We start from the raw sequence: 12,724 nt of genomic DNA on the forward strand, positions 1-12,724 counted from the left end.
TGGCGCTTCTTTGTTATTCAATAGAATTAAATCAAACCTTTGGTTTATAGCTATCTTTATCGAGATCATGTTTTTTCATTCGTAAATACAGCTTTTTACGTGGAATACCTAAATAATCCGCTACATCACTGACTCGACCCGCAAATAAATATAATGCATCCTCAATTAACCGACGCTCATATTCATCGACTAAGTTATCCAAAGGACCTTCTGGTGGAATAATCGCTCTATGTTGTTCACTATCCACCATTTTCACAATACCTACCGCATACAATTCCGCCACATTTCGTAACTCTCGAATATTACCCGGCCAATCATAACGTTTTAAAATATCAAGATAATTACGATCAATCTTTGGTACCGCAATACCAAGTCGCTGTGCACTTTGTCTCAAAAATGCTCTAAATAGCGGAATAATATCAGGACGTCTTGCACTTAACGGAGGTAATGAAAAAGTGATTTGTGAAAAATAGTAATAAAATTCAGGGATTAATCGCCCTTCTGTTACCAGTTGCTGTGTATTATTTTCTAAAATCGCAATCGTTCTAAAATGGCGCTTTCCTTGACGTTCTATATCTAATAGATAAGAGCTTAACCAACGTTGCGCTTCTGATGATAAATCATATGGAGAACGCAAAATTAATGTTCCGACTTCATCTGCCTCAATTTGAGCAATAACCTGTTTGATATCAGATAAATTTTGACAATCTACCGTTTGAATAGTTTTATCACGGTGTGGGCTTAACTCATGTAAGAGTTGAGCAAGAAGGTGACGCCCCGTTCCCATCTCACCTTCAATCATTAAGTCTTTATCGATATCGGCAATTTGTTGTACTTGCTCTCTGATCGCTGTGATTTGTGCGCTGTCACCCACTAATCGCTCTTGAGTAGTGCTGATTACCGCATTTCTAAGGGCAAGAATAGACTGTCGTTCTTTATGTGCTTTTACCACCAACTCTAAGAATAATGGCGGATTAATTGGCTTTTCAATAAAGTCATAAGCACCTTTTTTTACCGCTTCAACAGCCAGCGGTATATCGCCATGCCCCGTGATCATAATAACTGGGATACGAGGATCAATATGTTTAATGCGTTCAAGCACTTCCATACCATTCATAGCAGGCATATAAATATCGAGCACAACAGCACCCTGCCACTCTGGAGTTAAAAGGCTAAGTGCTTTTTCAGGCGAGTCAGTCACCCTGGCAACCATACCCGCGAGATTAAGCAAATGACGATAAGATTCAAGAATATCTTCATCATCATCAATTAATAGAACATCAATATCAGGCATGAGTGATTGTGTCATCAGTAAACTCCAAAACAACCATAGCGCCACCGTTTAGCGCTGAGGCCAAATAAATTTCATAGCCAAACCGTTGCATAATAGAACGGCAAATGGATAACCCTAACCCAAGCCCCACATCTTTTGTGGTGGTAAACGGGGTAAAAAGTTTTGGTAAAACAGCAGAATTGAACCCTTTTCCGCTATCAGCGATCCCCACTAATTTCCTTTTAGGATCAGTAGATAAGAGATCAATAGTGATCTGACTTTCACCAATACCCGCAATGGCATCCATCGCATTAACAAATAGATTAACCAAGACTTGCTCGATTTGTGTCGGATCGGCACAAATGGTTAATTCATCAGGAATATTATTCGTAATGATGCACTGCTCTCGTTTGGAACGAGACTCTACCAGCACCATTGCACTTTCCACCAGCTCTTTTAATGGTGCTGATATAAAACTAATTTCAGATGATGATTTACGAGAGAAATTACGTAATGCTGTAATAATTCGATTCATTCGTGCACAAAGCTTTTCGATGCGCTCTATAGAATCAGGTAATTGATCGTATTTTTCCATCTGTATGGTTAGTTTTGCACTATACAAATAGGTATTAATTGCAGAAAGAGGTTGATTAAGTTCATGTGCAAGGCTTGTCATTGCTTGCCCTACAACCGCCATTTTAGCCGCTTGCACCAACTCTTCTTGCGTTTGAATTAAGTGTTTTTGTGCTTGTTCACGACGCACAATCTCTTCATTTAATTGCTGATTCTTATCTTGTAAATCTTGTGTTTTTAATGCCACCAGCCTTTGAAGTTCTAATCGACTTAACTCTTGGCGCGTAATATCCGTGATAGTAACAATATATTTATGCTCATCTTTATGCGGATACTCTCGAATATTAAATTGTAAAAAATGAGGTTCACCTGTTTTTACCATGCGAATAGTACATTCACTCTGCCCTAAACGATAAAGCTGACTAGTTGAGCTAAATTGCGCTTTAAGCATTGTGCTCGCCTCACCACTAAACAGTAACCAAAGAGGCTTATTACTTTGCTCTTTTCCTGTTCCTAATAACGTTGCCGCACTTGGATTAACCGTTTCCATTCTGCCATCGTGGTGGCAAGTAATTAAACTTGCATCAGTGTTATTGATAAGATTTAACGCATTACTAGCTTCAACTTCTTTCATTTGACGCCAAAAACGACGAAGTCGCCGACTTAATAAACCAATTTCATCTTGCCCTTCAATCAATACTGGCTCGGTTAAATTACCTTTGGCAACATGCGCTAAGTCATCACTTAGTTTATTCAATCTTGCGATAAGTCTTCTATCAATTAAGATTTTCATCACAATAATACTGAGCAATAAAGAAGCGACAATAATCGCCACAATAACAATTTTTCCCGTTGCCATCAGTTTACGGGTATTGCCATTGAGTTTATTTAACACTTCACTGGTCGCCAAAACATTACCACTTACTGCATTATCAAACTGAGATAACTTTTCATTTAATTCAGGGGTTAATGCTTTAAGCTTTTTTTCGTTTTCTACATCATCAATCAGTGTTTGATAGATATCACCGTCATAACGGGTGATCGCAATAATCTCTTGTAATACCTGACGGTGAGCGATGGTTGACGGATAGCTTTTTAGCTTCTGATTTAACGAGATAATTTCATCAATTTTGACACTGATATAGTGAAAGGCAACATCAATATCACGGCTATAACGTTGGTGAGCAATTTCTTCAACTAAACCAATTAATTCATTCTCAGTGGTAAATAATTCTTGTAATAACGTTGATTCTAATAACAATTGTAAGCTATTTTCCTGCACATTTTTTTCATTGAGCATTTGGCTAACATGCCACTCTATTTCATTAAGTAGCGGTTTAATATCTTCACCAACCGCGTCATGCATCCAAGCCAACTGTCCCAATAATTGAGCAAGGCGATTCTCTAACTCACGCCGTTTATCTAGTAATACATCCTGTTGATTAATGAGCTCAGATAGTTCATCAACAAGTTGAGTATAAAAGTCACGTTGCGGTGTTTGTTCAATAGGGAATTCACGTAAACTATCTAATAACTGATGAATTTCCTGCTGTTGTTGCTCTGAAACTGATTTTCTCTGTGTCTGCTCTCGCTCTTTTAATAGCATTTGTAAATTGGTGCTATAACGCTCCATATTATAGCTGGTGGTTAACATCGGTAGAGATTCTCCCACTGATGCATTAATTTGTGTCGCCAGTTTTCCCCACATAAAAAAGATAACCACACCAATCAATAAGGTGAGTAAAGAACTAAAGATAAACGCCATATACAGGCGTCTACCTAGTTTGCCAAATTGTTTAGGCACTAATAATTTCATCCGTAATACCTTTCATAAAAACAGCGCTTCCTGCTGTATATCTGAACCACAAGGCGGTTAGGGTGATTTTGTCTCTTTCAATAAAACCAGTGCTTGCTCGAGCCTTTCAGCTTCTAATGTACGCCATTGGTACAGCACAGCTAATGCTTGATCAGAGTATTCTCGCTGATCCGCTTCCTTCATAAATAATGCTTGTAATGTTGGTGAATTTGCCTCTTTTTCACTAATAAGCACCGAACTTGCTATTTTTCTTGCTTTACTGATCGCAGTAATACGTTCTGGGGTTTTATTTTCCTGTCTTTCTGCTTCATGAATATCATTCCAAACTTGGCGCATTAAAGGAAAATTATGCGTGATCATTTGATCAAATAACGCATTAACGACTTCACTACGACGATAAGCCTCATTGCTGTTTAAAATAAATTCTGTGTTATTAGCAAGTTCATCGTTATTACGTAAGATCTCTTTACTTAATGGGATCTTTGCCATATCACTTTTATAGATGATCTCTTGTCCTTCATCCGATAAAAGAAAGGCAATAAATTTGGCCGCAGTGTCTCTTTTACTGCTTTCCGCCACAATGGCGACATAAGCAGGTAAAATAATCGATTTATCAAAATAGCTAAACTCAACAAAATCAAAGCGTTTTTGATGATTAAAAGCGTAGTTATCAATAATTGGCCCAGCGCCGACAATACCTCTGGCGATAGCATCACTGACACGTGAACTACGTGCGGAAATGGAAGAAAGATTACCACTCGTTTCCAGTAAGATCTGCCATCCTCGCTCCCAGCCATACTCTTGTAGCACATTTTCCACCATCAATTGCATCGTGCCCGAGTTTGCCGGTGTGGTCATGGTTAAGTGCCCTTGATAAATCGGATCACTTAAATCAACCCAACTTTTAGGTGCAGGAATTCCCCATTTTTGTAGGTATTGCGTGTTGCTCATAATGCCAATACCGGAATAGCCAACCGTGGTTATCTTGTCATTTAAAATATCACTGTGACGAGTAAGCCATTTTGGCGTTTCATAATTAACGGGTAAACGAGCTAATAACCCTTCTCTATCTAAGTGATGAAAAAAGTTAGCCGATGATGACATGACAATATCCACAGGTTGCGTGGGATATTGTTTCATCATGCGCGTTGCAATAGCGACACGACGATAGACGACTTGTATTTTAGTTTCAGGATAACGCGCACTAAAGGCTTCAGTGAGTGGTCTCATTGGTGTATCTGAAAGTGTCGTCAGTATAACAAGTGGCTGCTCATCACTACGTACCGGAGTGATAAACAGCCAACTAAACAATAAACAGACGAGGCTAAGTGTTATTTTTATTCTCATGACATACCCCTGGTTTTGTTTTGAATAAACATAAAAATGTGTCGAACTTCAAACTTCTGATATTTAGCAATATTTATTATTTTTAGCTAATGAGTCCTTAATGACCCATTTACAACAATGATACGACGATATCTTCACTCATTTTTAAACCAACGCCTAATAGCAATGTTACAAATTTGACTCACCGATTCAGCAGAATGTGTCATCGATGACTCAAATTCCGTGTTTTGCGCCAAGATGACCTAAATGAATAGCATCAGCTCTGAAAACCAAAATCAGCTTCAGACATGAATAATATTCGGAGTCATCTCTATGCTAAGTTTCTTTAAAACCAGAAAGGATCTGCCGCTAATAGAAGCGTCAAGTGAAAAGATCCGCGCAATATATAAAAAGCACCAATGGCAGGTCTTCTTTGGTCTTGTTCTTGGTTATGCCATGTTCTATGTGGTTCGTATGGCACTCGGTGTGGTGAAAAAACCTATGCTGGATGCAGGTATCGTAACCACCGCTGAACTGGGTTTAATGGGTTCTGCGTTCTTCTTTACCTATGCATTTGGTAAGTTCTCTAACGGCTTCTTGTCAGATTATGCCAACATTGGACGCTTTATGTCCATCTCGTTGATCGCCTCTTCCTTTGTTTGTATCTTCATGGGAATGTCAACGGCGAGCCTGTTCTTTATCCTGTTATGGGGTATTAACGGCTGGTTCCAATCTGTGGGTTCAGCACCTTCTTGTGTCTCTATCTTCCAATGGTTCTCACCAAAACAACGCGGTACGGTTTATTCCATCTGGGGTGGCTCGCGTAATATCGGTGAAGCAATTACGTGGATCTTGACTGCAACCATAGTGAGCTTCTTCGGCTGGCGTGCAGGTTTTATCGGTGCGGGTATCGCAGGTATTGCGGCAGGTATCATTTTACTGATGATCTTAAAAGACCGTCCTCGTACTTATGGTTTACCTGATCCAGCAACTGCGTATGGCGAAGAGTCAGAAGCGGTTAAATCAAGTGATCCTAAAGAAACTCGTCGCGCTCAGTTATTCGTATTAAAACAACCAACAGTGTGGATCATTGCAGCAGCATGTGCGGCTATGTATATCTCTCGCTACGCAATCAGTTCATGGGCCGTTCTTTACCTACAAGGTTCAAAAGGTTACTCACTGATTGATGCTGGTTTCGCTATGTCTACTTACCCTATTGCTGGTTTCTTCGGCGCAATCTTAGCGGGTATGGCTTCTGACAAACTGTTTAACGCTAACCGTCATATTCCAACACTCATTTATGGTATCGCCAACATCGCTGGTTTTGCACTGATGTTCTGGGGTCCACAAAGCCGTGTTATGGATGCTGTTGCATTAAGTATGGTTGGTTTTGCAATGGGTGGTCTGGTTGTTTTCTTAGCAGGTTTGACCGCTTGTGACCTGATGCCGAAAAACGCAGTAGGTGCAGTAAAAGGCTTTATCGGACTGTTCGCTTACATTGCAGCATCAGCGCAAGAACTGATTTCAGCATCACTGATCAAAGTCACTCAAGTTGGTGATGTCACTCACTACGACTTCACCACAGTACAGTATTTCTGGATAGGTTCTGCCATCGTTTCCATGATTTTAGCGACGCTAGTCTGGAATGCGAAAAAAGTTACCATGGATTAATGAATTAATTAAGTTGTCATCAAGGGATACCGTTGGGTATCCCTCTTTAAAAAGAGAATGTCATTATGCGTAAGACAAAAATTGTTGCGACTCTTGGCCCAGCTAGCTGTTCAGAACAGATGATTGAAAAGCTGATTATGGCGGGTGCTAACGTATTTCGTTTAAACTTTTCACATGGCACACGCGAACAGCATCAGGCCACTGCCGCAACTATCCGTCAGGTCGCAGAAAAACATCGTGTATTTATCGGGATCTTAGCTGACCTGCAAGGCCCGAAAATTCGTATCGCTAACTTTAAAAATGATTCAATTCAATTAAAACAAGGCGATAGCTTTATTCTAAATGCAGATTTAGACAGCACATTAGGCGATGAGCAACAAGTGGGATTGGATTACCCACAACTTGTTCAGGAAGTCACACCAGGGAATATTCTGTTACTTGATGATGGCAATATTCAATTACAAGTTAGTACCGTAAATAATAATAAAATAGAAACAGTCGTTACTGTTGGTGGAAAATTATCTAACCGTAAAGGGATTAACTTACTCGGTGGTGGTTTATCTGCACCTGCATTAACAGAGAAAGACAAACAAGACATACACACAGCAGCCGCTATTCAAGCAGATTACATTGCCGTTTCATTCCCACGCAATGGTGCGGATATTGAATATGCCCGTAATTTAGTGATCGCAGCAGGAAGTCACGCCAAAATCGTTGCTAAAGTTGAGCGCGCAGAAGTGGTTTCGTGTGAAGAAAATATGGATGACATTATTAAAGCATCTGATGTCATTATGGTAGCACGAGGCGATCTCGCAGTTGAAATTGGTGATGCCAGCTTACCAGGCGCACAAAAACAACTCATTGCACGTTGTCGCGCATTAGGCTGCCCAGTTATTACTGCAACCCAAATGATGGAATCGATGATTGAAAGCCCTATGCCAACCCGTGCCGAAGTGATGGATATCGCGAATGCCGTTGGTGATGGCACTGATGCTGTGATGCTTTCCGCTGAAACTGCGGCAGGAAAATATCCTGTTGAAGCAGTTAGTGCAATGGCACGTGTTGCTGAAGGAGCCGAACGCTCTTTTGCTGCTAATGCTGAAAACCCATGGCAATCACCGTCTTATTACTCACAAACAGGCCGTTGGATTGCTTTAACTGCCGCGACAACAGCCTTCCATGATGACAAACATTTAAGTGTTGCCGCACTAACGGAAAATGGTAAATCAGTGACCTTATTGTCACGTTTTATGCCAAATAACAACGTATATGCATTAACAGATAATCCAGCACTTGCTGGTCAATTGACTGTATTACGTGGTGTAACGCCTGTGGCTTATCAACGTAAAAACAACAATGACTGCGATGAAAGCATCATGCAAAAACTGCAAGCAGAGGGATTATTAACAGACATGAATTCACTCTTGATCACCCGTTTATCAACCTTTGAAAAAACCGGTGAAAGCGATTGTTGTCATCTTGTTCCTGTAAAACAAGTTGAAGTAGCAACTGCTTGAGTGTCTTCCATCAAGGAGCTTATGAGAGAGGCAACCTGAAGTAAATAACAAGAAAAAGAGCACACCAAATCATTTTAGCCACAAGGATTGTGGCTATTTTTCGTTTAGAGGCTTCCATCAACATGGCAAGGATAGGCATCTTGTAATGCCAAAATATAAATTAACTCCAACGGCGTTTCTTTTTGTTTTTTCTTCACTTCAGGATTTTTATCTAAATAAGCATCGATGTGCTTAACCATAAAATCGCCATTTTGTTCTACTTTCGGAGGTGGGCAATAAAGAGGACGAAAATCATCGTTATTTTGATTTTCAATTTTTACGGCAACAGCATAAAAATTAAATCCATTCGCAATACCGTTTAGATACGCTTGTGTCACCGATTCTAGTTGTTTATTAGAAGGATGGTCTAAGGCTAATAATCGTTTTACCTCAAGATAACCACTTAATGTTACTGCCTGTGAATAAAGTGGGAGTAGCAGTAACATCCCTATTAACCCTTTTAATAACATTCCTTTTTTCATGCTAATTTTCTCTTTAGTTCAATAGATATTGATTTCATTCTAGTCGTTTTATTGCTCTAAGAATATGTGCAACGAATATATACATTGAAGATCTTTTAGAAGATCTGATTGTACAAATCAGACTCATCAAATTGTGATCACAAACGCATTTAGGATGGTTTCTAAACTAATTAGTCTTAATATACTTTACAAAGTAAATAAAACGGTGCATAACTATCAAACACAGACGATTTTATATAAAAAAAACATCTTTTAGTTTTGTTTCTAAACAAATGGAGTAGTAACGTGACACCGAACGTACCCAATACATTACGGCAAATGAATGCCTCGCTTGTATTAAATGTCATTCGTCATCAAGGTCCTTTGTCACGGGCTCAGATAGCCAAAATTAGCGGGATTACAAAAGCGACAGTGTCTGAAATTATTAACGATCTCCTTGAAGAAAAAATCGTTTATGAAAGCGGTGTCAGTTCGCCAGCAGGACAAGGCAGAAAAGGTATTTTAGTTAACTTTGATCCTCAACACAGTTTAGGTGTCAGCATTGATTTAGGCGGGACCAAAATCGCCTATGCGGTTTTTAACTTAGATGCCGAATTGTTGTATGAATATCAAGAGCCAACCTTTGATACTGACGATCGTGATCACTTTATTACGCAATTTGCACAAAGTATTGAAAATGTGATCGAAAAAAGCGGCATAGATCGCCAAAAGATCAATGTTATCGGTGTCGCCACACCAGGGATCATCGATATCAAGAATGGTGTTGTACTAGAAGGCTCTCCTAATTTACCTCAATGGGATAATTTGCCTTTAGCACAACAACTTACAGAAAAACTCAATGTACCCGTTGTACTCGAAAATGATATTCGTGCGGCTCTTGTGGGTGAAATGTGGAAAGGCCGATGCCGTCATACGCATAGTTGTGCGCTGATTGGTATCGGTACGGGTTTAGGCTCCGCTTTACTGATGGATGGAAAAGTTATTCGTGGCGCAAACAATGCTGCCGGTGAAATCGGCTATATGATGTTTGCTCGTGAGCACCTCTTTAGAAACTGGCGCAATAAAGGATGCTTTGAGAGTTTCTGTTCTGGCTCAGGTTTAAGTGAACGTATAGCGAGCTTACGAGGAGAAAATCTTAGTGCTATTGAGATTATTCAAGCCTCACAACAAGGTGATCCTCTGGCTCAATCCTTAGTTGAGGAAATGGCAGATTATCTTGCTATTGGCATTATGAACTTAGTCGCCATTGCAAATCTGGAAAAAGTGGTATTAACAGGCGGGATCACTCGCTCTGCTGACACCTTTTTACCGCGTGTTCAGGCAAATCTAGATAGACATTTATTTGCTAACACCAAAGTGAATATCGAGCTGTCTGAATTATGGGAAAAAGGCCCGCTTTATGGCATTGCCATTCTTGCCTTGGCTACGGTTTATCCATCAATTCAATTTATGCCCGAGATCCAACTGAGATAACCCTAATAAAAAAGTACCTAAACGAGATGGGAGCAACTCATGGCAGGAATACATCTTCACCCACATGATATTTTAGACGAAGGTATGTCCGCTATACTTCAACGCCTTGATGGCATGAAGCATGTCGAGCATTTATTTGTCGAAATTAATACCATTTTTGAACGTAACCCTTACCCTGTTGGTGATTTACCTCATAACCCTATTCATAATGTGGTTATGGGAACAGGTACACTACACATCAACACTCATACCGATTTCCCTCGTCTGAACCAACGTGTTGATCCCACCATTTTAGCGGGTGCCGATCCGCTAATGACAATAAAAAAAGCCACTGATGGTGGAAAATATAAAGTCATTCCATGGGCTAATATTCTTAATGGCGATTTCGCTGGAGATGTAGAAAGCAATCAGGTTGTGGATTTTAAAGGTCGTCCACAAGCACATTGGCTCTGCCCTAACGCTCCTGATGTCGCTCAATTATGGCAAAAGACATTCACCGCATTAAAACAAAACTACGGTTACGACACCTTTTTAATTGATCGAATTCGTTTCCCTGATTGGGCAGGTAAAGAAGTGAATCCCGCAGGATTATTTACTTGTTTTTGCCCTCACTGTGAAAAGAAAATGGTACAGCAAGGTTTGCCTATTAACGAAATCAAACATCGTCTCGCAGCTTTAGCTGATTCATTGAAACAAGGGGATTTCGAAACACCTGTTACCGCATTAAAAGAAGAGCCTTTGTTAAAAGCATGGCAAACATTTCGCCAACAAAGTGTGACTCAATTAGTTGAAAAATTACTGTCTGATGCCAAACAAACTGCGGGTGGCATTACGTTATGGCTTGATCTATGGCCACCAGCTTATAGTTGGATCTTAGGTCAAAATTATCATGAATTAACCCGTTATTCTTCGACACTCAAACATTTCCCTTATCATAAATTAGGGGGAGGTGCAGATGTTCAAGGGTTAATTAATCATTTTGCCCATGATAGCGAAAGCCAAGAACGTGCATTTACTGCGTTCAAACGCTTATTTGAATTACCTTATGATATTTCATACGAAACCTTTAAACAGCAAGGTTTTCCTATTCACTTTGTTGCTGAACAAAATAATAAAGTTCGCCAGCTTTCACAGCCAAATACCTTTATTTATAGTGGTATTCAAATGTGGAATTTACCTGCCTCTCAATTAATCGAAGCCGTTATTGCAGCAGAAGAAAGTGCTTGTGATGACTTACTTTATTATTGCTATGGATGGGCTACTCAAGAATTATTTGATGCAATTGGTAAACACAACACACCTAATAATAACGCCTATAACAACATGATTAAATAATAATACACCGTGGAAAATCAGGATAAAATTATGGCTAAACAACAAAAATGGAAAGTCTTTTTCCTTCTGTTTGTCACGATGTTTTTACTCGGTGGCATTCAAAATACAAAAGGGCTTATTCTCGAACAAGTTCAACATGATATTTCATTAAATATGAGCCAAGTTGGCTCATTAATTACCTTTTTCCAAATTGGTTTTTTAATTGCCAGTTTATTAACGGGTTATTTTACCGATAAGAAAGGGTTAAAAGTCATGATGTTTATTGGCTCACTGATGATGGCTGTTGGTTTAACAGGAACCAGCCTTGCTTTTAATGTGATGCTATTTTTTGGCTTTTATCTGGTTATTGGATTAGGTATTGGCTCGATGCTTGTCTCTATCGTTACCGTTATTCCGACTTTCTATAAAGAGAAAGCGGGCATGATGTTTAACGTCTCCAATGCAATGTTTGGCGTAGGGATGATTGTCACTCCGCTCATTTTACAATATCTATTTTCACACTCTATTTCATGGCGTACTTTTTATGTGGGTGTTGCCGTTATTGTTGCGGTCATTATTCTCGTATTGAGTACATTAAAAATAGAAAACAGTGCACAAGTCGATATGAAATTCAGTGACTTTTTAGAGTTACTGACACAAAAATCGCTATTATTGGTTATCTTATTTATTACGCTGTATGTTGCTGCTGAAGCCGCTTTCTTAAATTTCTTCCCTATTTTCTATACCTCTATGGATATTGGAAATATGAGTAGTGCGCAAAAAGCAGAAACAGCCGCTTATGTGATTTCCAGTTTTGCATTCTTATTTACTATTGGCCGTTTTATTGGTGGCTTTATTAACCTTGCATTGGGTGATCGCAAAACACTTATTCTATTTTCATTATTTTCTCTGATAGCCATTATTGTAAGCCGTATCTTTGTACAAGATATTGTTTATCTGTTTATGGTATTTGGTTTTGCATTATCAGTGCTGTTTCCAACAGCAGCCGCCGTTGCCACAAAATTAACCAGCAAAAGTGGCTCGGTGATGGGATTGATTTATGTTGCTTCTGGATTGGGTGGTGCGTTAGCAGGTTCATTAATTGGCCAAGTATCAGAAAGCTATAATGTTTCTGTTGGCTTTAACCTGATTATTGTATTTGTCGCCCTCTTCTTTATTATTTCTCTGTTTATTAGAGAACAAAAACAATAACAACAACCGTTATGCCTCTGAAATTTAC

The 12,724-nt window shown here is 39.4% G+C and carries 9 protein-coding genes; 5 read left to right on the forward strand and 4 right to left on the reverse strand.

Going from position 1 to position 12,724, the window contains the following annotated elements:
• Positions 1-31: 31 nt before the first annotated feature.
• The 3 genes from GTH24_RS16865 to GTH24_RS16875 are packed head-to-tail and all read right to left on the reverse strand — an operon-like array spanning position 32 to position 5,009.
• Complete coding sequence (locus GTH24_RS16865) at positions 32-1,309, reverse strand: sigma-54-dependent transcriptional regulator (protein ID WP_164526742.1); 1,278 nt, start codon at positions 1,307-1,309, stop codon at positions 32-34.
• Positions 1,287-3,662 carry an ATP-binding protein gene (locus GTH24_RS16870; RefSeq protein WP_164526743.1) on the reverse strand — a complete coding sequence of 792 codons (2,376 nt, stop codon included), beginning with the start codon at positions 3,660-3,662 and terminating at the stop codon, positions 1,287-1,289. The genes GTH24_RS16865 and GTH24_RS16870 overlap by 23 nt, the downstream gene beginning before the upstream one ends.
• Positions 3,663-3,719: 57 nt before the next feature.
• Positions 3,720-5,009, reverse strand: coding sequence for an ABC transporter substrate-binding protein (locus GTH24_RS16875; RefSeq protein WP_072068992.1), 1,290 nt, complete (start codon positions 5,007-5,009; stop codon positions 3,720-3,722).
• Between the two features lie 312 nt (positions 5,010-5,321).
• On the opposite strand from GTH24_RS16875, the gene GTH24_RS16880 reads away from it, so the two are divergent.
• Entirely contained in the window at positions 5,322-6,659 is a 1,338-nt protein-coding gene (locus GTH24_RS16880) for an MFS transporter (protein ID WP_072068993.1), read from the forward strand.
• 65 nt (positions 6,660-6,724) lie between these two features.
• Positions 6,725-8,176, forward strand: coding sequence for a pyruvate kinase (gene pyk, locus GTH24_RS16885; RefSeq protein WP_072068994.1), 1,452 nt, complete (start codon positions 6,725-6,727; stop codon positions 8,174-8,176).
• A gap of 104 nt (positions 8,177-8,280) precedes the next feature.
• On the opposite strand, the gene GTH24_RS16890 is transcribed toward pyk, so the two are convergent.
• Positions 8,281-8,697 carry a Rap1a/Tai family immunity protein gene (locus tag GTH24_RS16890; RefSeq protein ID WP_072068995.1) on the reverse strand — a complete coding sequence of 139 codons (417 nt, stop codon included), beginning with the start codon at positions 8,695-8,697 and terminating at the stop codon, positions 8,281-8,283.
• A gap of 285 nt (positions 8,698-8,982) precedes the next feature.
• Between GTH24_RS16890 and GTH24_RS16895 the strand changes: the two genes are divergently transcribed.
• Genes GTH24_RS16895 through GTH24_RS16905 form a run of 3 tightly spaced genes read left to right on the forward strand, consistent with a single transcriptional unit; the run spans position 8,983 to position 12,696 of the window.
• Positions 8,983-10,170: an ROK family transcriptional regulator gene (locus GTH24_RS16895; RefSeq protein ID WP_231619356.1), complete on the forward strand. Its 1,188-nt coding sequence runs from the start codon at positions 8,983-8,985 to the stop codon at positions 10,168-10,170.
• 39 nt (positions 10,171-10,209) lie between these two features.
• Positions 10,210-11,505 carry a hypothetical protein gene (locus GTH24_RS16900; RefSeq protein WP_164526744.1) on the forward strand — a complete coding sequence of 432 codons (1,296 nt, stop codon included), beginning with the start codon at positions 10,210-10,212 and terminating at the stop codon, positions 11,503-11,505.
• 30 nt (positions 11,506-11,535) lie between these two features.
• Complete coding sequence (locus tag GTH24_RS16905) at positions 11,536-12,696, forward strand: MFS transporter (RefSeq protein ID WP_072068996.1); 1,161 nt, start codon at positions 11,536-11,538, stop codon at positions 12,694-12,696.
• Positions 12,697-12,724 lie beyond the last annotated feature (28 nt).

It is taken from the genome of Proteus vulgaris (assembly GCF_011045815.1).
In the GTDB taxonomy this organism is placed as follows: Bacteria; Pseudomonadota; Gammaproteobacteria; order Enterobacterales; family Enterobacteriaceae; genus Proteus; species Proteus vulgaris_B.

Coding starts and splice junctions, on each gene's coding strand:
- GTH24_RS16890 (WP_072068995.1), bottom strand. CDS start 8,697: ATGAAAAAAGGAATGTTATTAAAAGGGTTAATAGGGATGTTACTGCTA.
- pyk (WP_072068994.1), top strand. CDS start 6,725: ATGCGTAAGACAAAAATTGTTGCGACTCTTGGCCCAGCTAGCTGTTCA.
- GTH24_RS16900 (WP_164526744.1), top strand. CDS start 10,210: ATGGCAGGAATACATCTTCACCCACATGATATTTTAGACGAAGGTATG.
- GTH24_RS16865 (WP_164526742.1), bottom strand. CDS start 1,309: ATGACACAATCACTCATGCCTGATATTGATGTTCTATTAATTGATGAT.
- GTH24_RS16875 (WP_072068992.1), bottom strand. CDS start 5,009: ATGAGAATAAAAATAACACTTAGCCTCGTCTGTTTATTGTTTAGTTGG.
- GTH24_RS16870 (WP_164526743.1), bottom strand. CDS start 3,662: ATGAAATTATTAGTGCCTAAACAATTTGGCAAACTAGGTAGACGCCTG.
- GTH24_RS16880 (WP_072068993.1), top strand. CDS start 5,322: ATGCTAAGTTTCTTTAAAACCAGAAAGGATCTGCCGCTAATAGAAGCG.
- GTH24_RS16905 (WP_072068996.1), top strand. CDS start 11,536: ATGGCTAAACAACAAAAATGGAAAGTCTTTTTCCTTCTGTTTGTCACG.